This is a genomic window from Tritonibacter mobilis (assembly GCF_001681715.1).
GTDB lineage: Bacteria > Pseudomonadota > Alphaproteobacteria > Rhodobacterales > Rhodobacteraceae > Epibacterium > Epibacterium mobile.
Map to the genome: position 1 here is coordinate 100,185 of NZ_LNWY01000016.1, position 23,141 is coordinate 123,325.

Consider the following 23,141-nt stretch of genomic DNA (forward strand, 5'->3'; position numbering starts at 1 on the left):
GGGTTACTTCTTTTTGCCAAAACCAGAGAGGCCGCCGGGCAGCCCCATGCCGCCGCCAAGACCACCCAGTCCGCCGAGGCCACCGGGCAATCCGCCCTTGCCGCCCATCGCTTTGGCGGCCGCTTCCAGTGCTTTTGGGTCCATCTGCGAGGGGTCCATACCGCCGGGCATACCACCCGGCATCTCGGGCATGCCGCCTTTGCCAAACATGCCTTTCATGGCTTGTTTCAGCATCTTGCCCTTGCCCATTTTGCCCATCTTTTTCATGACATCCGCCATCTGGCGGTGCATCTTCAGCAGCTTGTTAAGGTCGGCTACTTCCATGCCGGAACCTGCGGCAATGCGCTTTTTACGGCTGGCCTGCAGAAGCGCGGGATTGGCGCGTTCCTTTTTGGTCATCGACTGGATCATGGCGATCTGGCGCGTGACCATCTTGTCGTCAAAGCCCGACTCTTCGACCTGTTTGGCCATTTTGTTCATGCCTGGCATCATCTGCATCATGCCCTGCATGCCGCCCATCTGCTGCATCTGTTCCAGCTGCATGCGCAGGTCGTTCATGTTGAACTGACCCTTCATCATGCGCTTCATCATGCGCTCGGCCTGTTCGGCCTCGATGGTTTCCTGTGCCTTCTCAACAAGGGCGACGATATCGCCCATGCCAAGGATGCGGCCTGCGATCCGGTCCGGCTCGAAGGTCTCGATGGCGTCCATCTTTTCGCCCAGGCCGACAAAGCGGATCGGCTTGCCGGTCACTGCGCGCATCGAGAGCGCCGCGCCGCCGCGACCGTCACCATCCATCCGGGTGAGGACCACGCCGGAGATGCTGATCTTGTTGTCGAACTCCTCGGCCACCTCAACGGCGACCTGACCCGTCAGACCATCGACGACCAGCAGGGTCTCGCGCGGGGAGACCACGTCGCGGACGTCTTCGACCTCTTTCATCAGGACTTCGTCGATCTGCAAACGACCGGCGGTGTCGAGCATATAGACGTCATAGCCGCCCAGCGCCGCCTGCTGTTTGGCGCGTTTGGCGATATCTACAGGCGTCTGACCTTTGACGATCGGCAGGGTGTCGACGCCGATCTGGGTGCCGAGCACCGCCAGTTGATCCATCGCTGCCGGGCGATAGACGTCGAGCGAAGCAAGGAGGACTTTCTTGCCCTCTTTTTCCTTGAGCCGCTTGGCGAGTTTACCGGTGGTGGTGGTCTTACCGGAGCCTTGCAAACCAACCATCAGGATCGGTGCGGGCGGGCTGTCGATCTTCAGCGCGCCGGGGTCGTCTTCGCCGCGCAGCGTATCGACAAGCGCGTCATGGACGATCTTCACAACCTGCTGGCCCGGTGTCACCGATTTGGTAACGGCCTGACCCGTGGCCTGTTCCTGCACCTTCTTGACGAAATCACGGGCGACGGGCAGCGAAACGTCGGCTTCGAGCAGAGCCACGCGCACTTCGCGCAGAGCGGTTTTTACGTCGTCCTCAGAGAGGGCGCCCTGTTTCGTCAGCCGGTCAAAGACACCAGACAGGCGTTCGGATAGATTTTCAAACATGCCTTCGGCCTCCATTGCCGGTTACGATGTGTGCTCCTGATGTAAGGAGCGGTGGAACGAACCTCAATCACCTGCCACCAGATCGCAACCACAGGCACAAACCAACAAGGTTTGCCCCCGCCGTGCAAGAAATGTGGGTGCAAACCAACAAGGTTTGCCCCCACGGGCGCAACGCGCTGGTGGAGGGCGATCCCCGACCCATGCCGAGGACCGGAAGACACGACGACTCCCGGAATTGGCTCTGCCTTACTCTGGGGGCACCTGAGAGTCAAGAAGAAGGGCGCAAGTGCAAAAGAGGGCACTCCCGGCGGCATCGGCAGTTTTCCACCTGTACCCGCCATTTCTGGCGGATCGTCACCAATAGGTGCATTTGATATTCAGTTTTTTCGAGCGGTCCCGTTGACCTTCCCCCGTTGCATTTGCTCAAAGCCGGGTTCGGCAAGGAGTTGTAAAGAAATTATGACAAAAGTCCTCATACTTGGCAGTGCTCCCTATGCGATCGAGGCCGCAGGCTGGCCGGTCGGACTGTTTGATCATGTGGTTGCAATCCATGATGCGTGGAGCATCCGTGAAGATTGGACCCATATGATCCACAGAAGGGACTTTTCCGTGGACAGGAGGCCGGTGCTGCTGGAGGGCGACCAGAAGGTTGTCACCGAGGCAGAGTTTTCACCGGTTCAGACCCTTTATGGCGGCGCGCCATACACCGGCGAGGGCATGGCATTTGTGGCGGGATATTGGGCGCTTGCTGCGTTGATGCCGTCGCAGATTTACTACTTCGGTTGTGATATGATCGACCTTGGCGCGGGGCGAACTCAGGGACATGAGGACCAGCTGGGCGAGGCCGGTCGTCCCCACGGCATGGGCGAAAACACCGCTGCCAAGGCGCGGCGGTTGGAGTATTTTGCGGCTCAGGAAACATGCGGCATCGGCAATCTCAGCCCGTATCGCAGTGCGCTTCCCTACCAGCGTGTGACGCTTGAAGGTTTGGACCGCCTGCGCCCTGCATCTGTGTCTCCACGGGATGCAGAGCCGGCGCGGCTGCATGAACAGCGTTGTGGCTATCCGGCGGCCCTCGGGTGCGGCCCGAGTGGAGCAGGCCGCGAGATGGCCGACATTGATGCCGCTTGGCTCAGGTGCTTTGAGCCACGGGTTGCCGCAGTCGCCTAGAGTTCGGTCGCAACAGCGTTGCACAGATACCGGGCAATCTGTCAGAACGGCGGGTGTATAACTGTTACTGCCCGAACTGCCTGATCTGAAGGAGTCATTATGGACGCGCCGACTGCTGCTCAGGAGAGCTTGCCCCTGTCTTCTGACGCGTTGCTGGCCCAGCTGGACGCATGGGGGCTGTCTTATATTTTGCACCAGCACGTGCCATTGCGCACGGTCGAAGAGTCCAAAGCGGTGGAGGACGATTTGCTGGTGCCCGGTGAAACGGCGCTCCGCCTCAAGAACCTCTATCTGCGGGATCGTAAAAAGCGAAATTACCTTGTCTCCCTGCAGCAGGATCGTGAGATCGACCTGAAGGCGCTTGGCGCGCAATTGGGGGTGGGAGGGCTGTCATTTGGGTCCGAAGAGCGCTTGATGGAACATCTCGGCATTCGCCCCGGTGCGGTCACTCCGCTGGCGATGATCAATGGCGCGCCAAAGGGCGTCAGGTTCTTTATGGACGCTGAGGCTCAAACGGCGGACCGCATATATATGCATCCGCTGGTGAATGACCGCACCGTTGCAATACCGCGCGCGGATTTTATGACGTTTTGTGAGAAAATCGGCATCACGCCCGAGTGGATCTGAACTGTTTCAAACCTGTGGTTTGAGGTGTTGCGCTCCGCGTTGCGGATCGCCGGGGGGCAGGCCGCGCCGCAGGCGCGGCCTGCCGGGCCCAACGGGACGCGAGCAGCCTGTGGCTGATCGGCGGACGGGCGGGAGCGCCCCTCCTCCACGTTCTTGTCACCTATGCGGCCAGTTGTGCGATGGCGTCCTTGGCCTTTTGTACGGACCCTTCGGCGTCAATGGCTTGCTGATCCGCTGCGACGATTTCAATGTCGGTAATTCCGATAAAACCCAGCATATGCCGCAGGTAGCGACTGGCGTAGTCGATGTCTGATCCGGCTTCGGTGCCGCCTGATGCAACCGCCAAAATAGCACGTTTGCCCTTCAGCAGACCTTCGGGCCCAGTCTCGGTGTATTGGAAGGTCACGCCAACGCGGGCGACCAGATCGATCCAGGCCTTGAGGGTCGTGGGGATGGTGAAATTGTAGATCGGTACACCGATCACCACGGTGTCCGCCTCTTTGAGCTCGTCAATCAAGCTGTCCGACAAGGCCAGCGTTGCCTTTTGCTCATCGCTGCGTTGATCGGCAGGGATGAAGTTCGCACCAATCCATGCCTCATCCAGCAGCGGCAGTGGCGTCGACAGATCGCGTCGAATAACGGTCTCGGCATTCAGCCGTTCCACTACCTGCGCGGTCAACACGCGGGAGGTGGAGCCGGATTGGCGGGCGGAGCTGTCGATATGGAGTACGGTGTGAGCCATCGTCTTGGTCCTTGTGAGGAGGAAAATTTGTCTGAGGCTCAGAATGGATATTTGCACACCCGAACACAATTTGTGATATTGAACAAAGTCTGTGCGCATCCGCGCAAATACTTACAGACATCTTCGCGACGGGGGATCAGGTGGAGAATTGGGACGAAGTGCGCACCGCGTATCAGGTTGCGCGGCTTGGCACGGTGAGCGGCGCGGCAGAAGTGCTGGGCGTGCATCATGCGACGGTCATCCGGCATATTGATGCGATCGAAGCGCGTCTTGGTGTGAAATTGTTCCAGCGCCATGCGCGGGGGTACACGCCGACTGAGGCCGGGTTGGATCTGTTGCGTGTCGCGCAGGCGACAGACGATCAGTTCAGCCAGTTGGTGGGGCGGCTCAAGGGGCAGGGCGACGAGGTGTCCGGCGAGTTGGTGGTGACATCCCTGTCCTCCATGGCGCCTATGCTGGCGCCTGCGCTGACGGAGTTCCAGCAGATGCACCCGGATCTGGTGATCCGCTATCTGACCGGTGATCGGTTGTTCCGGCTGGAATATGGCGAGGCGCATGTGGCCTTGCGCGCGGGGGCGGCACCGGAACAGCCGGACAACGTGGTTCAACCCTTCGTGGGGCAGCGCCTCGCGCTTTATGCCTCGGAAGAATACGTCGCGCGCCACGGCATGCTCAAAGGGCAAGACGATATGGTGAACCATCGGTTCGTTGCCAGTGACAATGAAAACACCCGCGCCCCGTTCGAACGCTGGCTGCGCGCGACCATCCCGGCTGAGAACATTGTGTTTCGCTGTTCGGATGCGGTGGCCGGACATAAGGCCATCCGGGCTGGGGCGGGCATCGGGTTTATCTCCTTGTGGGAGGCGGCAAGTTGCCCGGATCTGGTGATGATGATGGACCCTCGAGACGAATGGTCCGGCAAGATCTGGCTGGTGACCCATGTGGACCTGCATCGCACCAATAAAGTGCAGAGCTTCGTGCGCTTTTTGAAAGAGCACGCAAAAACCTGGCCACAGTGATGAGCGATCTGGATCTGGCACCCATGCGGGGCGGTCTGCGCGACAGCCACAAGGGGCATCTTGCGATGCTGGCGTTTTCGGCGCTGGTGGCGGGGTCGTTTTCGCTCGGCGCGCTGATCGCGAATGAGGTCACGCCTGCGGCTTTGAATGCCGTGCGCTTTGTGCTGGCAGGGATCTTGATCGGCGCGGCGGCGGCCATCGGGCCGGGCCTGAAGTCGCAACATTTCAGCGCACCTTGGCGCTATGCGCTATTGGGCGGGGTGTTCGCGACTTATTTCGTACTGATGTTCTACGGGTTGAAAACCGCAGATCCGGTGAGCGCGGCGGCGGTCTTTACGCTGACGCCCGCCATGAGCGGCGTCTTTGGCTGGCTCTTGCTGCGCCAGATCACCACGCCGCGCATGGCGCTGGCCTTGATGATCGGCGGGGCGGGGGCGCTTTGGGTGATCTTTCGCGCAGATCTTGAGGCTGCGGTTCGCTTTGAGATCGGCCAGGGTGAGGTGATCTATTTCGTCGGCTGTGTGGCCCACGCGCTCTATACGCCGATGGTGCGCAAGCTGAACCGGGGCGAGCCTGCGCTGGTCTTCACCTTTGGGGTGCTGGTCGCCGGGGCGGTGGCGCTGATCGCGCTGGCGTGGCGCGATCTGATCGCCACGGATTGGGCGGGGCTAAAGCCCATCGTCTGGATCGGACTTATTTATGTGTCGGTCTGTGCCTCGGCCTGTACCTTTGTCCTGCTGCAATTTGCAACGCTGCGGCTGCCGTCGGCAAAGGTCATGGCCTATACCTATCTGGTGCCGTCGTGGGTGATCCTGTGGGAGATCGCGCTGGGCAAAGGTTGGCCTCCGGCACTGATCTTTGTGGGGATCGCGCTGACGATCGTGGCGCTCTGGCTGCTGTTGAAGGATGAACACGGTTAAAGACGCCAAGTATCACTTGCTCCGCGCCGGGCGTGTGCCTCACTCGCCGTCGCGGAGCTCTTCTTCGAGAAACCGTTCAAAGGCATCCAGATTCACCGGCTCAAACTGACCAAAGCCCTGCATCCAGACCGAGGCGGCGCGCAGAGCATCCGGTTGCAGCTTGCACCATTTCACCCGCCCGCGCTTTTCCTGCTGGATCAGACCAGCGCGGGTGAGGATGGTGAGATGTTTGGAAATCGCCGCCAGCGACATCTCAAACGGCTCTGCCACATCGGTGACGGCCATATCGTCTTCGAGCAGCATAGACAGAATCGCCCGACGGGTCGGGTCTGCGAGGGCTGCAAAGACAGTATCAAGAGTATCGCTCATGGGGATATCTCCTAAAGCGCAGGAAGCGGGTCGACAATCCCGAAGCGTATGCGCAAAACGGCGCGGGCGCTATTGAGGGAGAGCACCATGGCATTGCGGTATTGGGCCATCATCGTGATCCTCGGCATTGGCTGGGGGATGTCCTTTATGTTCAACGCGGTGCTGCTGCGCGAGTTGGCACCCTTATGGATCTCGGTCGGGCGTGTCGGGCTTGGGGCTTTGGGGTGCTGGGTTTTCCTGCTGGCGCGCGGGCGCAATTGGCGCATATCGCCATCGCGCGCGCTGGCTCTGGCGGGGTTTGGAGCCCTGAGTTATGCGATCCCGTTTTCCTGTTATGCGCTCGGGCAGCAGCATATCGCCAGCGGTGTTGCGGGGATCGTCAATGCCTGTACCCCGGCGCTTGCAGTGGTGGTGACCCATTTCTGGCCGGGTGGCGAACGCGCCAATTGGCGCAAGAGTTTGGGTGTCGCTTCTGGGCTGGCGGGGATCGTTCTGCTGTCTCTGCCGATCCTGCAGGGCGGGGAGAGCTCTGCCATCTGGGCGATCCTCGTCACGTTGGGCGCGCCGCTGTGTTATGCCTTTTCGGTCAATGTCGCGCGCCAGTTTCGCGATATGGAGCCGGTGGTGCTGGTGGCCTGGGCCTTGACCGGGGCAACTGCCTTTATCCTGCCACTGGCCCTCTGGTCCGATGGGGTGCCGGGCGCACTGTCTACACAGGCATGGGGGGCGTTGCTGATCATCGGGTTTGCGCTGACCTCTGCCGCCTTCATCGCCATGTACTGGGTGCTTCCCAAGATTGGTCCGACCAATGTCACCCTTCCGACGCTGATCGCGCCAGCCTCGGCGCTGTCATTGGGGGTCTTGGTTCTGGGAGAGCCGCTTGAGGTCAGCCATCTGTCGGGGCTGCTTGCGATCCTTTTTGGTCTTTTGCTGATCGACGGACGACTGTTCCGACGCCGGGTTCCTGCCGTGTGATTTCAAGATCAACCATTTGGTTGAATATGCCTCGGGCGATGTCGAAAGGCTTATCCTCAGGCGAAGGACGCCGCGCGCAAACACGTGATTTGGCTTAGTGATCTGAAAATATTGATATTTTGCCCAGAGCAGATCGGCGTAATGCGCAATTGACTCTGAGCGGAGGACCGCTTAGCAAACCCTCAGATTTCGCGAGAGGATGCGTCACCTTGATCGACGACGACCAAAAGCAGCGCATGGCGCAGCTGGAGGAGAAACTGGCAGCCGCCAAGAAGGCGCATGAAGAGCCAGAACCTCGCGCGGATGAACACTATTCCATGGCCAATCAGGCCTGGCGGATGGTGACGGAATTGGTGGCCGGTCTCGTGATCGGCCTCGGCATCGGATACGGGTTGGATGTTCTCTTGGGAACGACCCCCATTTTCATGGTGCTGTTCATATTGCTGGGTCTGGCCGCCGGGGTGAACGTGATGCTCCGCAGCGCACGCGAGATTCAGGACAAACAAATGGCTGAGGCGGAAAAATCCGCCGACGCTGATAAAGATGCATGAATGCTGGGCGACGGCCTAAGCGACAGGAGAAGCGGAACGATGGGCAAACTGTTCTTTTACGTAGCTTTGGCTTTGGTGCTCGTATCGGGCCTGGTGTTCGCACCGGAAACGGCGGGTCTTGCCATTCACCCGATGGAACAGTTCACCGTGACGCCGCTGTTTGGTGGTGACCATATCGCTTGGTACACGCCCACCAACGTGACGCTTTGGATGTTCCTTGCCGTGGTTGCGATCATCGGCCTCTTGGTGTTTGGCTCCTCAAACCGGGGCATCGTTCCTTCCCGCGCTCAGTCGGTTGCGGAACTGGCCTATGGCTTCATCTACAAGATGGTCGAAGACGTGACCGGCAAAGATGCCGTGAAGTTCTTCCCATACATCATGACGCTCTTCATGTTCATCGTGACGGCCAACTTCCTTGGTCTGATCCCGATGTCCTTCACCACCACCTCTCATTTCGCCGTGACCGCGATCCTCGCGATGCTGGTCTTCGTGACCGTGACCATCACCGGCTTTGTGCTGCATGGTGCGAAATTCCTCGGCCTGTTCTGGGTCAGCTCCGCTCCGCTGGCGCTGCGTCCGATCCTGGCCATCATCGAACTGATTTCTTACTTCGTGCGCCCCGTCAGCCACTGCATCCGTCTTGCAGGCAACGTGATGGCGGGCCACGCGGTTCTGAAGGTGTTCGCAGGTTTTGCTGGCGCGCTGGGTGCCGGGGCGTTCCTGCCGATCTTTGCCATCACCGCGGTCTACGCACTCGAAGTTCTCGTGGCCTTCATTCAGGCTTACGTGTTCACCATTCTGACCTGCGTCTATCTGAAAGACGCGCTGCATCCGTCCCACTAAGGGCAGGCTGCTGGTCTGAACTACTACCTCAACTTCCAATCGTAAGGAGATATCAAATGGAAGGCGATCTCGCATACATCGGCGCTGGCCTGGCTGGCATGGGTACTGGTATTGCTGCTCTGGGTGTTGGCAACGTTGCTGCTAACTTCCTGGCGGGCGCTCTGCGCAACCCCTCCGCGGCTGCTTCCCAGACCGCAACCCTCTTCATCGGCATCGCATTTGCAGAAGCTCTGGGCATCTTCTCGTTCCTGGTCGCTCTGCTCTTGATGTTCGCCGTCTAAGACTCCGGAACACTTTTTCCTTACGGCCGGGCGGAGTGCCAACCGCGCCCCGCCCGGTGTAACGGCAAGTTCCATAGGAGGACGACATGGCATCTAATACGGCCGATACAGGTCATGGAGCTGCCGACGCGGTGCACGGGTCTTCCGGCATGCCGCAGCTGGACTTCTCGACCTACGGAAACCAGATCTTCTGGCTTCTGGTCACGCTTGTCGTGATCTACCTGATCCTGTCGCGCGTCGCGCTGCCCCGTATCGCAGCCATTCTGAACGAGCGTCAGGGGACTATCACAAACGACCTCGCTGCGGCTGAAGATCTCAAAGCCAAAGCTGTCGAGGCCGAAAACGCTTATAACAAGGCACTGGCTGATGCTCGCGCGGAAGCGCAGCGCATTGCCGCCGAAACCCGCGCCGAAATTCAGGCAGGGGTCGACGAGGCAATCGCAAAGGCGGATGAGGAAATCTCTGCGAAAGCAGCGGAATCCGAGAAAGCCATTGCTGAAATCCGCGCTGGTGCGCTGGAAAGCGTCAAAGTCGTTGCAACCGACACCGCATCCGCACTGGTCGCGGCTCTGGGTGGCAAGGACGACGCTGATGCTGTGGCGGCTGCTGTCGCCAAACGGACGGAGGGCTAAGACCATGCGCGCAACTTTTGCAATTGCTCTGACCCTCGCAACCGCATCTCCTGCCTTCGCTGCTGGCGGTGGCTGGAACCTCGGCAACACCGACTTTGTTGTTGTTCTCGCATTCCTGCTGTTCATTGGCATCCTGCTCGCTGCCAAAGTGCCGTCTTTGATCGGCAAGCAGCTCGACAATCGCGCGGACAGCATCAAGTCGGAACTGGAAGAAGCCCGCGCGCTGCGCGAAGAGGCCCAGACCCTTCTGGCCTCCTACGAGCGCAAGCAGCAGGACGTCCAGGCCCAAGCCGAGCGCATCGTCGCCAACGCCCGTGACGAGGCCGCTGCTGCGGCTGAGCAGGCGAAGGCAGATCTCGCGGCTTCCATCGCGCGCCGTCTGGCCGCTGCGGAAGAGCAGATTTCCTCTGCAGAAGCCTCTGCAGTGAAAGAGGTCCGTGACCGCGCCATCACCATTGCTGTCGAAGTTGCCGATCAGGTGATTTCCAAGCAAATGTCCGCAGCCGATGCAAACAAGCTGATCGACGCGGCCATTCAGGACGTGGACGCCAAGCTGCACTAAGCAGATCTTGCATGCGACGACTATTGCGAAAGCCCCGGCCTAACGGCTGGGGCTTTTGCATTTGGGAATAAACGGAGGGCTTGTTTTGCACCTCTCATGCTGCTGCGGTCGCTTCATGAATTTTTCATGACAACTGCAATCGGTGGGATGATCCGTTAACCCTGTCGTGCGAAGAGCGAGGGCATCCCGATAAGAACAGGGTCCTGATGTTTCATTCATTGCCGCTCCATCACAAGACATCTCAGCTGACAAAAGATCAGGTGACGCTTCCTGCGGCGATCAGCGTGCGAGAGTTTGGTCTTAAGGTTGGCGGCCGGGATGTGCTTTGCGATGTCACACTAGATATTCGCAAGGGAGAGGTTCTGGGGCTGATTGGACGCACAGGAGCGGGTAAGTCCGTCTTGATGCGGGCCATGTGCCGGCTGTTGCAACACGAGCGTCAGCTGGCGACGACTGGCAGCCTGACATATGGCGACACAGAGGTGTTCTCACCCCAGTGTGATCTGCCTGCGCTGCGGCGCAAGGTGGCCTATATCCCTGAGACACCAAACCCGTTCCCGCTGTCCGTTTGGGATAATATCTCCTATGGTCTCAAACTGAACCAGATCGCGACCAGCCGCCATGAGGTGGCTGAGGCCGTAGAGACGGCATTGCGGCGATGTATGCTCTGGGATCATGTGAAGGATGTCCTGCACAAACGACGCGGCGTGGATCTGCCGCGCCACCAGCAACGCCTGCTGTGCATCGCGCGCAGCATCTCGGTGCAACCCGAGGTCCTGTTGCTGGATCGCTCTACCGGGTCGATTGATCAGGGCGAAGGCGAGGCCCTTTGTGCGCTCTCAGTGGATCTGAAAAAAGATCATGCGGTTGTGGCTGTGTCTGCAACCTTGGCGGAAACCGCGCAAATTGCTGATCGTGTGGCGTATTTTGAACAGGGCCGCCTCGTTGAGGTGGACAGCGCCGAGATGATCTTTACCGCCGCACTCAAGGCTGAAACCCGTGGGTTTATCGACAGCACATCCGGCTAGCGATTGCGTTCATGTTCCAGTCGCTGCGCTGCAATCCGGGCATTTCGATCTGCCCGTATTTGTTCGTCGAGCGCCTGTTTCACATAGTCCATGTGGGTTTCGACAGCCGTTCGCGCAGCATGGGCGTCGCGGGCCTGCAATGCGGCGTTGATGGCGCGGTGTTGTTCCAGCAGCGCCTCATAAGTGGTGTGCTGGCCGAACATGATACGGCGGTTGTAGAACACGCCTTTGCGCAGCATGTCGAACATGGAGCGCATCATATGCAAGAGTACGACATTATGGCTGGCTTCCAGAATGGCGGAATGGAATTGCGCGTCTAGCTCCGCAGCGGCCTCTGAAATACTGGGATCTCCCGCTTCTTCCATGCGGTCAAAAATCTCCTGAATGACGCCGAGGTCTGCGTCAGAGCCAAATTTTGCCGCGCGTTCAGCGGCCATACCTTCGAGGTCACGGCGAAACGACAGGTAGTCAAAGACCGCCTCATCGTCGCTGGCGAAAAGCTGGATCAGCGCAGGCGAGAAGGCGGACCCAAGGACATCGGCCACAAACACACCGGACCCCGCGCGGCTGGAGAGCAATCCACGATCCTGCAATTCTGCCAGCGCATCGCGCAAGGAGGGGCGGGAGACCCCCAGTCGCTCGGCCAGTTCGCGTTCGGAGGGCAAGCGTTCCCCGGGGCGTAGAATGCCGCGCAGGATGAGTTTTTCGATTTGGCGTACCACTGCGGTGGAGAGCTTTTCCGGCTGCACTTTCTGGAACGGCATCGAAGACCTCGAAAAACAAAGATTGGTCAAATCATATGACCACCAACATGAGGGGCCTGCAAGATCACGAAAGCTGAAATAATAGGTCAGAAATATTGACTTGTTTTGCGCTTTCCTGTCGATTTCGCGAAGGTGACGAAAGGAAGTGATCAAAATGACCCTCGCAGCGCAATATGCAACACGTATTGGCCGCATGAAGGCTTCGGAAATTCGCGAGCTGCTCAAATTGCTTGATCAGCCGGGGTTGCTTTCTTTTGCCGGTGGGATACCTGATCCGGCGTTGTTTCCGGCGCAGGCGTTTGCTGATGCGTTTCAGGCGGCGCTCTCGCCAGAGCATCAGGCGCAATCCCTGCAATACTCTGTCTCTGAAGGTTATCTGCCCCTGCGTCAGTGGATTGCCGCGCATATGGCGAAGATTGGTGTGCAGTGCGGGCCTGAGAATATTCTGATCACATCGGGATCGCAGCAGGCGATTGATTATCTGGGTAAACTGTTCCTCAGTCCCAAGGATACGGCGCTGGTGGGCTGGCCCACTTATCTGGGCGCGCTTGCGGCCTTTAACGCATATGAGCCACGCTACGACCGGCTTCGGTCTGGTGAAAACCAACCGCCCGAGCGTTACGCGCAAGCCGCCGAAGCGGCAGGAGGTCGGGTTAAGTTTGCCTACCTCAGCCCGGATTTTGCCAATCCAACGGGTGTGACGATGACCCACGCAGAACGTCTGCAGATGCTGGATTTGGCCGAAACGCTTGATACGGCGGTCATTGAGGATGCCGCCTATCAGGACCTGCGGTTTGACGGGGAGCCGGTGCCGCCGATGCTGGCGCTGGAGCAAGACCGGAAGGGCGGCGATATCGAGGCCTGCCGGACGATCTATTGCGGCACATTTTCCAAAACCCTGTCGCCGGGTTTGCGCGTGGGATGGGTGGTTGCGGCGTCGCCGATAATCCAGCAGTTGGTGCTGATGAAGCAGGCTTCTGACCTGCACTCTCCTACGATCAACCAGATCGTGACATATCAGGTGGCGGAGCAGTTGTTCGACACTCATGTTGCGGAATTGCGTTCAGTTTATATGAGGCGACGTGATGCGATGCTGGCTGCCCTCAAGGAACATATGCCCGCAGGCGTCACTTGGACCAAGCCCGAGGGTGGCATGTTCATCTGGGTCACGTTGCCTGAAGGCATAAGTGGTGCGCAGTTATTGGAGCGTGCCTTGGAGCAGGAAAAAGTCGCTTTTGTGCCGGGACAAGCCTTCCATGCGGATGGGTCGGGCGAAAACACCCTTCGACTGAGTTTCTCAAACAGTAATGAACCCGCAATCGCCGAGGGGATTGCGCGGCTGGGACATGTGCTGAAAACCGCAATGTGAAATGGGGTTATCCACAAGATATGGTGTGAGCGCAGGTGGGAAACTGCCGATTTTGCGGCATGTACCGTTGACTCGGGGGGCGCAAGGCTGCTGTGATTTGCTGCAACGGAATCACCAGAAGGGGCGAACTTGCGCTTTTCCAAACTCAGGCTCAACGGCTTCAAAAGCTTTGTGGACCCCACTGACCTGCTCATCGCCGATGGGTTGACAGGTGTTGTGGGGCCGAATGGCTGTGGCAAGTCGAACCTCTTGGAGGCGCTGCGTTGGGTGATGGGGGAAACCCGTGCCAAGGCGATGCGGGGCGGTGGCATGGAAGACGTGATCTTTGCCGGCACCGCCACCCGGTCTGCGCGCAACTTTGCCGAAGTCAGTCTGCAGATCGACAACTCCGAACGATTGGCGCCTTCTGGGTTCAATGACTCCGACCAACTCGACATTGTGCGCCGGATCACCCGTGACGTCGGCTCGGCGTATAAGGCCAACGCGAAGGATGTGCGGGCCAAGGACGTGCAGATGCTCTTTGCCGATGCCTCAACCGGTGCGCATTCGCCCGCGTTGGTGCGGCAAGGTCAGATTTCTGAGCTGATCAACGCCAAACCCAAAGCGCGCCGTCGGGTGCTTGAAGAGGCGGCCGGGATCTCCGGGCTGTATCAGCGCCGTCATGAGGCGGAACTGAAGCTCAAGAATACGGAACAGAATCTGCTGCGCATCGATGATGTGATCGAGCAGCTTGCGACGCAGTTGGGGCAGCTTGGACGACAGGCCAAACAGGCGCAGCGTTACCGCGAGATTGGCGAAAAACTGCGGCTGGCCGAGGGTATGCTGCTCTATCGTCGCTGGCGTGAGGCGGATGAGGCGCGTCTGGCGGCGGAAGAAGAACTCCGCACGCGTGTGACACAAGCTGCCAAAGCGGAGGCGCTGGCGCGTGTTGCGGGCGAAAAACGGGCTGAGGCTGAGGACGGATTGCCACCGCTGCGCGAAGAAGAGGCGATCGCCGCGGCTGTGCTGCAGCGTTTGGTGGTACAGCGCGATGCGCTCTCCGATCAAGAAGCGCAGGCCCGGCAGAATATTGAACGTCTGAACAGCCGCATCCAGCAGCTTGGCAATGATATCGAACGTGAGGCCGGGCTGAACCGGGATGCGGGCGAGACGATTGAACGTCTGGAGTGGGAAAAGCGGGAACTGGCCAAGGCGGGTGAGGGGCACGATGACCGCATGGCGGAGGCCGCAGAAGTTGCGCAAGAGTCCACATCCATCCTCCACAATGGTGAGGAACATCTTTCGCAGGTGACAGAGGATGTTGCGCGGCTCGCCGCGCGCCATCAGTCTGCGCAGCGCCTCGTCGAGGATTGCCGCCGCGCCTTGGAACGCGCCGAAGGTGAGGGTGCCAAGTCCCGCGCCGCTCAGGACACTGCGCGAGAGGCTTTGGCTGCGTCCGAGGCGGCCTATGAGGCGGCTTTGGAGGCGGAGGAAGAGGCCCGCGAAGCCGCCGAGACGGCAGAAGAAGCGCTGGCCGAGGCGGATGAGCTGCGCACTGAAACGCAGGCACATGAAACCGAAGCGCGTGCGAAACGCTCTGAGGCGGAGGGGGAGCTGGGCGCGCTCAGGGCCGAGGTCACGGCGCTGGCAAAGCTGGTTGAGCGTGACACCGCCGAGGGCGGTCAGGTCATGGATGATCTGCGGGTGACACCGGGCTACGAGAAGGCTCTTGGTGCTGCATTGGCGGATGATCTGCGCGCGCCGCTTGCAGATAGCGATGGGCCGACGGGCTGGCTGACCTTGCCGTCCTATGAACGTGATGCGCCACTGCCGGATGGGGTGGAGCCGCTCGGCAAATATGTCGATGGTCCTGATGCGCTCTGGCGGCGGATTGCACAGATCGGCGTGGTCGACCCGGATGAGGCGGCGCGTTTGCAGCCTTTGTTGCAGCCCGGCCAGCGTTTGGTGACGCTGGAGGGCGATCTGTGGCGCTGGGACGGGTTCCGCTCTTGGGCAGAAGACGCGCCCTCGGCGGCGGCGATGCGACTGGAGCAGATGAACCGGCTGGAGGCGCTGAAACAGGATCTGGCGCATGCCACGGCCCGCACCGAAGGAGCGCAGGCCGCACATGAGACCTTGGTGCGCAAGCTCGAAGAAGTGACCCTTGCGGATCAGGCCGCCCGTCAGGCCCGCCGCACCGCCGATCAGCGCGTCGCGGATAGTGCCCGTGCCCTGAGCCGCGCTGAGGCGGAAAAGAACCTCGCCGAAGGCAAGCTCGAAAACTTTGGCATTGCTGTCGCGCGCCATGATGAGGATGCGCTGACTGCATCTTTGCAACTGAAAGACGCCGAAACGGCGCAGGCGGCTCTTGGGGATCTCGCTGAGGCGCGCGCCAAGGTTGAGGAGATCAAACACGGGGTCGAGGCGGCGCGGATCACCATGCTCACGCACCGCTCCGCGCTGGATGAGTTGCGCCGCGAAGGCGAGGCGCGCACCAAACGCGCGCAGACCGTGACCAAGGAAATCTCTGGCTGGCGGTTGCGTCTGGACTCGGCCGGTAAGCGGATTTCCGAGCTCGAAGAGCGTCGTGAGACCAGCCAAGAAGAACTGGAAGACGCGATGGCGGTGCCCGGCGAGATTGCCGAGACCCGCGAAGAGCTTAATGAACAGATCACCGACGCCGAGGCGCGTAAGGCTGAGGCGACGGATGCGCTGGTTGCTGCCGAAGCTGTGCTGCGTGAGGCGGTCCACAATGAGCGCGAATGCGAGCGCCTGGCCTCCGAGGCGCGCGAAGCACGGGCGCGGTCCGAAGCCCGCACAGAGGCTGCCCGCGAAACCGTCGAGGCCACGGCTGAGCGCATCGATGAGGTGATGCAGCTGGAGCCTGCCGAGCTGTTGGAGCAACTAAACGTTACCCCTGAGGATATGCCCAACGCCGAAGCGCTGGAGGTCGAGGTCGCCCGTCACAAACGCCAGCGCGATGCGCTTGGTGCGGTGAACCTGCGTGCGGAGGAAGACGCCCGCGAAGTTCAAAGTGAGTATGACACGCTGGTGGCAGAGAAGCTGGATCTGGAAGAGGCGGTGAAGACCCTGCGCTCAGGGATTGCCTCTCTCAACCGCGAGGGGCGGGAGCGCCTGCTGACCGCCTTTGAGCAAGTGAACAGCTCTTTTGCGATGCTGTTTACCCATCTGTTTGGGGGTGGCGAGGCAAACCTGCTGATGGTTGAAAGCGATGATCCCTTGGATGCGGGGCTTGAGATCATGTGCCAGCCACCAGGCAAAAAACTCTCTACCCTGTCGCTTTTGTCCGGAGGGGAACAGACCCTGACGGCGATGGCGCTGATCTTTGCTGTGTTCCTGTCAAACCCTGCGCCCATCTGCGTGCTCGACGAGGTCGACGCGCCGCTTGATGACGCCAATGTCACGCGTTTCTGCGATCTGCTGGACGAGATGTGCCGCCAGACCGACACGCGCTTTTTGATCATCACCCACCATGCGGTGACGATGGCGCGTATGGACCGGCTGTTTGGCGTGACCATGCAGGAAAAAGGTGTGAGTCAACTGGTGTCAGTAGATCTGAAAAAGGCAGAGGCGCTGGTCGCTTAGACCGCCCCTCGTCTCAGACTTGGGTCAGAGCGCGTTCAGCAGATCCGGCGTGGGCCAGGCATCTGCGGGGAACCCCAGACGCTTTTGCTCTTTCTGCACCGCCAGTCGGGTGTTCGCGCCGAGTATGCCATCAACATCACCTACGTCGTGACCGCGGGCTTGCAGACGGCGCTGCAACTCTTTCATTTGATCGCCAGACAATCCCTGCTCAGAACTTCCGGCATCGTAAACAGGCGCGCCTTCCAGTCGGGTCGCAAAATAGGCTGCGGTCAGAACATAGGTAAAGCTCTGATTCCACTCAAAATAAATGTCGAAGTTAGGGTAGGCAAGAAAGGCAGGGCCCTTGTGACCCTGCGGGAGCAACAGCGAGGCCTCTGCATCCTTCATCGCAAAGCTGGTCGTTCGGGGTGCGACACCCATCGCCTCCCAGTCGGCAAGGGATTTCTTATAAGCGGGGCCGGAGGCGGAGACATCCATGTCTGCCGGGATCGTGACCTCTTGCAACCATGGCTCATTTGCGCGCCAGCCGAGGTGCGAGAGCATGCGCGCCGCAGACATCAGCGCATCCGCTGCCGATGTCTTGAGCGTCACGTGGCCATCGCCGTCCGCGTCCACTCCGTGCTCAAGGATATCGCTGGGCAGCATCTGCACCATGCCTATTTCACCGGCCCAAGCACCCGTGGTGCGCGCCGGGTCAAAGTCCCCTTTGCGATAAAGCTCCAGCGCCGAGAAAATTTGCGGCCTGAACAGGTCCGGGCGGCGGCAATCATGCGCGAGCGTCACCAGTGCATTTCGAGTGTTGAAATCGCCCTGCACTGCGCCATAGTCGGTCTCAAACGCCCAGAACGCCAGCAGGACACCCCGGTTGATGCCATAGGTCGTCTCGATCCGGTCAAAGATTTTGTCGAATTCCTCGCCCTTGCTACGGCCACGGTTCAAACGGCTCTGCGAGATCAGGCGGCGGGAAAATTCGACAAACGGTTTCTGGAACACGCCCTGAGAGCGGTCAGCTCGGAGCACGCTCTGGTCTTGCGAGACGCCATTAAAGAATTCGTTGACGGTACTGATCGCATAGCCTGCCGAAACGGCCTCGTCTTTCAGACCGCGTACGAAGTTTTGAAAACTCCCACCGCATTGCGCTGCGGCAAGGGTCGGGGCACTCAGTAGGGCAATCAAGGCGGTGCGGTGCAAGACCGCTTTGGCGCTGGGCAGCACACGCATGGCTCTTTGTCCTCTGGTCGGATCGGTTCGCGCTAACGATATCTAGAAGAGCAGACCCAATGCAACCACCAGAACAAGTGTCAGACCCCAAGATTTCCAAAGAACGTCGCAGCACCGTGTGATTGCATGGGCATTGGCGCTTTTTGACCCCGCCTCATTTACCCAAGCAAAATCCCGCATCTCGCCGTCATAGGATCGGGGACCGGCCAGCGCGACACCCAGTGCGCGTGCCATAGCGGCTTCGGGCCAGCCCGCGTTGGGGGAACGGTGCTTGCGCGCATCGGCACTGATTTCGCCCCACTCGCTCGTGCGCCATGTGACCACTGCCAGCAGCAGCGCACTCAGACGGGCGGGAATGATATTGAGCACATCGTCAAACCGCGCCGCCGCCCAGCCGAATTCTTCGTAAGCCTCGGTGCGGTAGCCGATCATACTGTCGGCGGTGTTGATGAGTTTGTAGATGAACAGGCCCGGCAGGCCGGCGACCAGAAACCAGAATGCTGGCGCGATGACACCATCCGAGAAATTCTCTGCGCCGCTTTCAATTGCCGAGCGCGCAACCTGCGGGCCGGTCATATTGGCTGTATCGCGACTGACAATTTGCGCAACGGCTTCGCGCCCCTCAAGGAGGCCATGGCGCAAACCGGTGGCTACCGCGCGTACATGATCAACCAAAGAGCGTTGAGCGATGAGGATGGCAGCGATCAATACGCTGACCACATCTCCTAACCACGACACTGCCCAGCCCAGACACAGGCCAGTGACAACAAGGACGAGGACGGCCACAACGCCCTTGCTACGTCGTCCGTCACCGTCATTCAGCCCATCATCGAGCGCCTGTACAAGCTTGCCCATCAGAACCGCCGGATGCGGCACGCGGGACCAGAGCCATTTGGGTTCTCCAAAAATGGCGTCGAGGATCATTGCCGGGATCAATAGCGCAGCGGTGCTCATAAAAGTGCGGTCTCCAGTTGGCTCCAGCGATCTGCGGGCGGCAGGCCGAGGCGCAGGAAACGGCTGGAATAGGGGAATATACGGCTCCAGATATGAGCGCGGGCAAGGCGGTCTTGCCAGGCACTTGCGTCCTCAACGTCGTAGAGCCGGAACAGATCGGTGCCGCCGACAGTTTGCGCACCGGCCTGCTGCATCAGTTGATCCAGTCGAGAGGCTGCGTCAGCCAGTTCAAGCCGTGTGGTGGTCGCCCAGTCGTGATTGTTCAAAGCATGCGCGCCAATGCGCAGTGCAGGCCCAGAGACAGCCCACGGCCCCATTGCTGCGCGCAACCCTGCGATCAGATCCGGATCACCAATGGCAAAACCCAATCGCAGGCCAGCCAGCCCCCAGAATTTGCCAAAACTCTTGAGAATAATGGTGCCCGAGGCAGATGCGCGGGCGATCAGGCTCTGTTCCGGGCAAATGTCGCAGAAACTCTCATCAATCACGCAGAAGGGGGCGTTGATTTCGTCTGGCTGCCACAGGTGGCCATCGGGGTTGTTGGGGTGGACCACAACCTGCGCCTCGGCTGGGCCATGATCCAGAATTTGCCAGCCGCAATGATCAAACGCTGCGGCGTGTTCATTGTAAGTGGGCGTGGTGATCTGAACCGTTCGCGCAGGGCGCAGTGCGGGGAGGCGTGCAATCAGGGCAGAGGCACCGGGAGCGGCGAGGATGTCTGCCCCCTCCGGCACGCGCCAAAAGCTGCGCGCGGCATCGATGAGCGCCTGTTGGGCATCGCGGTCGGGCAATGCGGTCCAGTCCTCAGCCATGAGCGGCGGCAACGGGTAGGGCGCTGGATTGATCCCTGTCGAGAGGTCAATCCAGTCTTCTCGCAGACCTCCAAATCGGGCGATTGCCGCAGCGAGGTTGCCACCGTGGTCACGTGCTCCCCCGGCAGAGGCCGTGGCCTGCGCCGGGTCTTGCACAGCGGCAAACTGAGAGGGTTCTGCCATCGCGGGGCGGCCTTTTATCAGATCAGCGTCTAGGCACGATATGCCTCTGCAATGGCCATAAAGCAAGCGCGGCAACCCGTAGCCCGCCTCACGAGCGCGGGACTTACGCGCGCCCGTGCGGTGCCTGCCAGTCAAGTACCGGATTGATCGGCAAGATCCGGTTGGGGTTTATAGTGTCGTGACTGTAGTGATAGTGGCGCACGATATGTGGCATGACCACCGTTTCTGCCACGCCGCTCATTTGGTAGAGTTCACGTGTGTAGCCCCAGAGGTTGGGGTAATCGATAATGCGACGTTGATTGCATTTGAAATGCAGGTGATAGACCGGATCAAAGCGCACCAATGTGGTGAACAGGCGCCAGTCGGCTTCTGTGAGTTTGTCGCCCATCAGGTAGCGGTGTTGGCTCAGGATATCTTCCAGCCAGTCAAGGCTCTCAAACAGCGGCACAACGGCGGCGTCATATGCCTCTTGCGAGGTCGCAAAACCTGACTTGTAAACGCCGTTGTTCACCGTGTCGTAGACACGTTTGTTCACGGCCTCGATGGGTTCGCGCAGCTCCTCGGGCCAGAAATCAAGGGTGTTTCCCGTGATGTCGTCAAAGGCGGAGTTTAGCATGCGGATGATGTCCGCGCTCTCGTTAGAGACGATGGTGTTTTCTTGCTTGTCCCACAGAACAGGGACCGTCACCCGGCCTGAGTACTTTGGGTCCGCCTTGGTGTAGACCTGATGCATATAGTCAAAGCCAAAGAGCGTATCGCCAGTTGCGCCATCCTCGTCGGTTTTAAACTCCCACCCTTTGTCCAGCATATCCGGGTGAACGACCGAAACACTGATGTGGTCTTCCAGACCCTTGAGTTTGCGGAAAATCAACGTGCGATGGGCCCATGGGCATGCATACGACACGTAGAGATGGTAGCGCCCGCTTTCAGCCTTAAATCCCTGTTGTCCGTCCGGGCCGGGGCTGCCATCCGCCGTCAGCCAGTTGCGGAACTGCGATTCCGAACGCTTGAACGCGCCGCCGTTTGATTTCGTGTCGTACCAGACATCTTGCCATTCGCCGTCTACCAGCAGTCCCATAATCGGTCCTTCCTTGTTCGCTTGTAAACAAGGATAGGGTCGGGAAGGGGATGCGGCCACCTGTGCCACTGCGCAGGGTCCCTGCATGCGCGCACAGGTAAGTGGCACTGCGACAGGCGAAGCCTCATCACCACAATTACCCTTCTCGAAGGAAATTCACCGTTTCTTCACTTGATTTTAGCCAATTTGACGTCACCCTAAGACTCGGTCTGCTAAAGCCGGAGGTTGAGACCATGACCACATATGTTCCCAAATCTGTTCAGGACGCCCTTGATAAGGCGCGTATTGAGGGCATGAAGAAAAAGAACCGCCTGCGGGTGCATGTGGGCGATGAAATCTACCCGGTATTGCGCCTGTGGGATCGCGGATTTTCTGTCGAAGAGGAAACCGTGCCGCAACTACGTGGCCTCGTGGACCTCTATGATGGCGCGCGTCATCTGTCACAGTGTCTCATCGTTGCCTCCGAGGCAGAAGCGGGTGAGATGTGCTACGATTTCAAACGCGCCACGGCTGCTGCGGAGACTGCGCCGCTTGATTTCTATCGCGCGCCAGATGCGGCAGTCGGCCTCTTGGGGCATGAGCAGCAACTGGGCGAGGGCTGAGACGCCCCCTAAGCCACTATGGGCTGAGATTTGACAAACCTCTGTCGCCAGTGATGATCCCGGCGACAGAGACTTCACAAACCCGCGTTACTGCAAATCAGCGAACGCCTTTGATAGCCGCTCGCAGGCTTCTTCGACCCGCGCGCGCTGCGTGCCGAGGTTGAAGCGTAGGAAACTCTCGCCACCAGTGCCAAAGGTCGTGCCATGGTTGGCGGCGATCTTCGCACCCTGCTCGACGCGACGGGTAAATTCTTCGCGCTCCATGCCAGTGCCAGAGAAATCAACCCAAGCCAGATAAGTGGATTGCAATTCCATCGATTGCAGGCCCGGAATGGCGTTTACCGCTTCATCAAACAGTTTCTTGTTGCCCTCTAGGTAGGGAACCAGTTCCTCTATATAGGCGACGCCATCGGGAGAATAGGCGGCGATCGTGGCAAACTCTCCGGCCGTATTGCCTTGCAGGTAGATTGCCATCATGCGGCGGCGGAACTGTTCACGCAGTGTTTCATCGGGGATGATCACTTGCCCGGTGTGAAGGCCTGCAAAGTTAAAGGTTTTCGACGGTGCTGTCAGCATGATCAAACGCGTGCTGACCTCTGGCACAGCGACGGCCATCGGGATATGCTTGCGCCCGCCAAAGACCAGATCATGGTGGATTTCATCAGAGATCAGCATCAGATCATGGCGCTCGCAGAAATCGGCGACCTGCTGCAGTTCGTCCTGTGTCCAGACGCGACCGCCTGGGTTATGCGGCGAGCAGAGGATGACCATCTTCTCCTTACCGGTCATCTGCGCGTCATAGGCTGCAAAATCCATCTTGTAGGCGCCATCTTCCTGCACCATCTGGCATTCCACCACCTCGCGTCCGGCAAGGCGGATCACCTTGGCAAAGGCATGATAGACCGGAGTAAACAGCACAATGCCATCGCCGGGCTGGGTGAAGGTATCAAGGCACATGCCGACGCCGTTCACCAGACCGGTTGTGGTAAAGATCGCATCCGCGTCGACGCTCCAGCCGTGGCGGTTTTCCATCCACCATTGAATGGCGTTCTTGTATTGGGATTCGCAGTTCACATAGCCGTAGACACCATGATCAGCCATCTCGCGCATCTTGGCTGAGACCGCTTCTGGTACGGCAAAATCCGTATCGGCGACCCACATGGCCAAGCCATCCTCAGGGGTGACGCCATAGAGCGGTTCCATCATATCCCATTTGGCGCAATGGGTGCCGCGTCGGTCGATGATCTTGTCGAAATCCATTAATCTGTCTCCGTGGTGTTTGTTGCAAAAGCTAGGGGATTGCGCG

General features: G+C 59.6%; 23 protein-coding genes. 14 read left to right on the forward strand and 9 right to left on the reverse strand.

Features of this window, described 5'->3' with window-relative positions; genetic code table 11:
- Positions 1-3: 3 nt before the first annotated feature.
- The gene (ffh, locus tag UB90_RS15975) at positions 4-1,548 is read right to left on the reverse strand and encodes a signal recognition particle protein (protein WP_065324486.1); all 1,545 of its coding nucleotides are present in this window, start codon (positions 1,546-1,548) and stop codon (positions 4-6) included.
- Between the two features lie 459 nt (positions 1,549-2,007).
- Here ffh and UB90_RS15980 point away from each other — a divergent pair, with 459 nt between their 5' ends.
- Both UB90_RS15980 and UB90_RS15985 read left to right on the forward strand, forming a co-directional pair.
- The gene (locus tag UB90_RS15980; RefSeq protein WP_065324141.1) at positions 2,008-2,718 is read left to right on the forward strand and encodes a hypothetical protein; all 711 of its coding nucleotides are present in this window, start codon (positions 2,008-2,010) and stop codon (positions 2,716-2,718) included.
- 99 nt (positions 2,719-2,817) lie between these two features.
- Positions 2,818-3,345, forward strand: a complete 528-nt coding sequence (locus UB90_RS15985) for a prolyl-tRNA synthetase associated domain-containing protein (RefSeq protein WP_065324142.1) — start codon at positions 2,818-2,820, stop codon at positions 3,343-3,345.
- Between the two features lie 160 nt (positions 3,346-3,505).
- Here UB90_RS15985 and UB90_RS15990 read toward each other — a convergent pair whose 3' ends face one another.
- Entirely contained in the window at positions 3,506-4,087 is a 582-nt protein-coding gene (locus UB90_RS15990) for an FMN-dependent NADH-azoreductase (protein ID WP_065324143.1), read from the reverse strand.
- A gap of 140 nt (positions 4,088-4,227) precedes the next feature.
- Here UB90_RS15990 and UB90_RS15995 point away from each other — a divergent pair, with 140 nt between their 5' ends.
- Positions 4,228-5,106 carry a LysR family transcriptional regulator gene (locus tag UB90_RS15995; RefSeq protein WP_065324144.1) on the forward strand — a complete coding sequence of 293 codons (879 nt, stop codon included), beginning with the start codon at positions 4,228-4,230 and terminating at the stop codon, positions 5,104-5,106.
- Positions 5,106-6,026, forward strand: a complete 921-nt coding sequence (locus tag UB90_RS16000) for a DMT family transporter (RefSeq protein ID WP_005636421.1) — start codon at positions 5,106-5,108, stop codon at positions 6,024-6,026. The genes UB90_RS15995 and UB90_RS16000 overlap by 1 nt, the downstream gene beginning before the upstream one ends.
- 39 nt (positions 6,027-6,065) lie before the next feature.
- Here the strand turns inward: UB90_RS16000 and UB90_RS16005 are convergent, their stop codons facing one another.
- Positions 6,066-6,395, reverse strand: a complete 330-nt coding sequence (locus tag UB90_RS16005) for an ArsR/SmtB family transcription factor (RefSeq protein ID WP_005636424.1) — start codon at positions 6,393-6,395, stop codon at positions 6,066-6,068.
- Between the two features lie 87 nt (positions 6,396-6,482).
- Here UB90_RS16005 and UB90_RS16010 point away from each other — a divergent pair, with 87 nt between their 5' ends.
- The 7 genes from UB90_RS16010 to UB90_RS16040 all read left to right on the forward strand — a co-directional run bounded on the left by UB90_RS16010 (position 6,483) and on the right by UB90_RS16040 (position 11,267).
- Positions 6,483-7,370: a DMT family transporter gene (locus UB90_RS16010; RefSeq protein WP_009177448.1), complete on the forward strand. Its 888-nt coding sequence runs from the start codon at positions 6,483-6,485 to the stop codon at positions 7,368-7,370.
- Positions 7,371-7,579: 209 nt separating this feature from the next.
- On the forward strand, positions 7,580-7,921 hold the full coding sequence (locus UB90_RS16015; RefSeq protein WP_005636428.1) for an AtpZ/AtpI family protein: 342 nt from the start codon (positions 7,580-7,582) through the stop codon (positions 7,919-7,921).
- 39 nt (positions 7,922-7,960) lie between these two features.
- Complete coding sequence (locus tag UB90_RS16020) at positions 7,961-8,764, forward strand: F0F1 ATP synthase subunit A (RefSeq protein WP_005636431.1); 804 nt, start codon at positions 7,961-7,963, stop codon at positions 8,762-8,764.
- A gap of 56 nt (positions 8,765-8,820) precedes the next feature.
- A complete protein-coding gene (locus UB90_RS16025) occupies positions 8,821-9,045 on the forward strand; it encodes a F0F1 ATP synthase subunit C (RefSeq protein ID WP_005636439.1) in 225 nt (74 codons plus the stop codon).
- An 86-nt stretch (positions 9,046-9,131) separates the two neighbouring features.
- The gene (locus UB90_RS16030) at positions 9,132-9,677 is read left to right on the forward strand and encodes a F0F1 ATP synthase subunit B' (RefSeq protein ID WP_009178147.1); all 546 of its coding nucleotides are present in this window, start codon (positions 9,132-9,134) and stop codon (positions 9,675-9,677) included.
- A 4-nt stretch (positions 9,678-9,681) separates the two neighbouring features.
- On the forward strand, positions 9,682-10,239 hold the full coding sequence (locus tag UB90_RS16035) for a F0F1 ATP synthase subunit B (RefSeq protein ID WP_065324145.1): 558 nt from the start codon (positions 9,682-9,684) through the stop codon (positions 10,237-10,239).
- Between the two features lie 206 nt (positions 10,240-10,445).
- Positions 10,446-11,267: a phosphate ABC transporter ATP-binding protein gene (locus tag UB90_RS16040; protein WP_065324146.1), complete on the forward strand. Its 822-nt coding sequence runs from the start codon at positions 10,446-10,448 to the stop codon at positions 11,265-11,267.
- On the opposite strand, the gene UB90_RS16045 is transcribed toward UB90_RS16040, so the two are convergent.
- Entirely contained in the window at positions 11,264-12,031 is a 768-nt protein-coding gene (locus UB90_RS16045; RefSeq protein WP_005636449.1) for a FadR/GntR family transcriptional regulator, read from the reverse strand. The genes UB90_RS16040 and UB90_RS16045 overlap by 4 nt on opposite strands.
- A 154-nt stretch (positions 12,032-12,185) precedes the next feature.
- Here UB90_RS16045 and UB90_RS16050 point away from each other — a divergent pair, with 154 nt between their 5' ends.
- Positions 12,186-13,400 (forward strand): aminotransferase-like domain-containing protein, encoded by a 1,215-nt coding sequence (locus tag UB90_RS16050; protein WP_065324147.1) that lies wholly within the window; start codon positions 12,186-12,188, stop codon positions 13,398-13,400.
- Positions 13,401-13,529: 129 nt separating this feature from the next.
- The gene (locus UB90_RS16055) at positions 13,530-16,985 is read left to right on the forward strand and encodes a chromosome segregation SMC family protein (protein ID WP_065324148.1); all 3,456 of its coding nucleotides are present in this window, start codon (positions 13,530-13,532) and stop codon (positions 16,983-16,985) included.
- A 24-nt stretch (positions 16,986-17,009) separates the two neighbouring features.
- On the opposite strand, the gene UB90_RS16060 is transcribed toward UB90_RS16055, so the two are convergent.
- From UB90_RS16060 to UB90_RS16075, 4 genes are all read right to left on the reverse strand, one after another.
- On the reverse strand, positions 17,010-18,206 hold the full coding sequence (locus tag UB90_RS16060) for a lytic murein transglycosylase (protein ID WP_065324149.1): 1,197 nt from the start codon (positions 18,204-18,206) through the stop codon (positions 17,010-17,012).
- A gap of 42 nt (positions 18,207-18,248) precedes the next feature.
- Entirely contained in the window at positions 18,249-19,160 is a 912-nt protein-coding gene (gene cbiB, locus UB90_RS16065; RefSeq protein WP_065324150.1) for an adenosylcobinamide-phosphate synthase CbiB, read from the reverse strand.
- Complete coding sequence (locus UB90_RS16070; protein ID WP_065324151.1) at positions 19,157-20,155, reverse strand: threonine-phosphate decarboxylase; 999 nt, start codon at positions 20,153-20,155, stop codon at positions 19,157-19,159. Before UB90_RS16070 ends, cbiB begins: the two co-directional genes overlap by 4 nt.
- A 103-nt stretch (positions 20,156-20,258) precedes the next feature.
- Positions 20,259-21,233: a glutathione S-transferase family protein gene (locus tag UB90_RS16075; protein ID WP_065324152.1), complete on the reverse strand. Its 975-nt coding sequence runs from the start codon at positions 21,231-21,233 to the stop codon at positions 20,259-20,261.
- A gap of 233 nt (positions 21,234-21,466) precedes the next feature.
- Here UB90_RS16075 and UB90_RS16080 point away from each other — a divergent pair, with 233 nt between their 5' ends.
- A complete protein-coding gene (locus tag UB90_RS16080; RefSeq protein WP_065324153.1) occupies positions 21,467-21,835 on the forward strand; it encodes a hypothetical protein in 369 nt (122 codons plus the stop codon).
- Positions 21,836-21,922: 87 nt separating this feature from the next.
- On the opposite strand, the gene UB90_RS16085 is transcribed toward UB90_RS16080, so the two are convergent.
- Entirely contained in the window at positions 21,923-23,095 is a 1,173-nt protein-coding gene (locus tag UB90_RS16085) for a MalY/PatB family protein (RefSeq protein ID WP_065324154.1), read from the reverse strand.
- Positions 23,096-23,141: the final 46 nt, after the last annotated feature.

Excerpts from the sequence above, each read along its gene's own strand:
- ffh (WP_065324486.1), bottom strand. The coding sequence starts at position 1,548 with ATGTTTGAAAATCTATCCGAACGCCTGTCTGGTGTCTTTGACCGGCTG.
- UB90_RS15980 (WP_065324141.1), top strand. The coding sequence starts at position 2,008 with ATGACAAAAGTCCTCATACTTGGCAGTGCTCCCTATGCGATCGAGGCC.
- UB90_RS15985 (WP_065324142.1), top strand. The coding sequence starts at position 2,818 with ATGGACGCGCCGACTGCTGCTCAGGAGAGCTTGCCCCTGTCTTCTGAC.
- UB90_RS15990 (WP_065324143.1), bottom strand. The coding sequence starts at position 4,087 with ATGGCTCACACCGTACTCCATATCGACAGCTCCGCCCGCCAATCCGGC.
- UB90_RS16000 (WP_005636421.1), top strand. The coding sequence starts at position 5,106 with ATGAGCGATCTGGATCTGGCACCCATGCGGGGCGGTCTGCGCGACAGC.
- UB90_RS16005 (WP_005636424.1), bottom strand. The coding sequence starts at position 6,395 with ATGAGCGATACTCTTGATACTGTCTTTGCAGCCCTCGCAGACCCGACC.
- UB90_RS16010 (WP_009177448.1), top strand. The coding sequence starts at position 6,483 with ATGGCATTGCGGTATTGGGCCATCATCGTGATCCTCGGCATTGGCTGG.
- UB90_RS16020 (WP_005636431.1), top strand. The coding sequence starts at position 7,961 with ATGGGCAAACTGTTCTTTTACGTAGCTTTGGCTTTGGTGCTCGTATCG.
- UB90_RS16025 (WP_005636439.1), top strand. The coding sequence starts at position 8,821 with ATGGAAGGCGATCTCGCATACATCGGCGCTGGCCTGGCTGGCATGGGT.
- UB90_RS16030 (WP_009178147.1), top strand. The coding sequence starts at position 9,132 with ATGGCATCTAATACGGCCGATACAGGTCATGGAGCTGCCGACGCGGTG.
- UB90_RS16035 (WP_065324145.1), top strand. The coding sequence starts at position 9,682 with ATGCGCGCAACTTTTGCAATTGCTCTGACCCTCGCAACCGCATCTCCT.
- UB90_RS16040 (WP_065324146.1), top strand. The coding sequence starts at position 10,446 with ATGTTTCATTCATTGCCGCTCCATCACAAGACATCTCAGCTGACAAAA.
- UB90_RS16045 (WP_005636449.1), bottom strand. The coding sequence starts at position 12,031 with ATGCCGTTCCAGAAAGTGCAGCCGGAAAAGCTCTCCACCGCAGTGGTA.
- UB90_RS16050 (WP_065324147.1), top strand. The coding sequence starts at position 12,186 with ATGACCCTCGCAGCGCAATATGCAACACGTATTGGCCGCATGAAGGCT.
- UB90_RS16060 (WP_065324149.1), bottom strand. The coding sequence starts at position 18,206 with ATGCGTGTGCTGCCCAGCGCCAAAGCGGTCTTGCACCGCACCGCCTTG.
- cbiB (WP_065324150.1), bottom strand. The coding sequence starts at position 19,160 with ATGAGCACCGCTGCGCTATTGATCCCGGCAATGATCCTCGACGCCATT.
- UB90_RS16070 (WP_065324151.1), bottom strand. The coding sequence starts at position 20,155 with ATGGCAGAACCCTCTCAGTTTGCCGCTGTGCAAGACCCGGCGCAGGCC.
- UB90_RS16075 (WP_065324152.1), bottom strand. The coding sequence starts at position 21,233 with ATGGGACTGCTGGTAGACGGCGAATGGCAAGATGTCTGGTACGACACG.
- UB90_RS16080 (WP_065324153.1), top strand. The coding sequence starts at position 21,467 with ATGACCACATATGTTCCCAAATCTGTTCAGGACGCCCTTGATAAGGCG.
- UB90_RS16085 (WP_065324154.1), bottom strand. The coding sequence starts at position 23,095 with ATGGATTTCGACAAGATCATCGACCGACGCGGCACCCATTGCGCCAAA.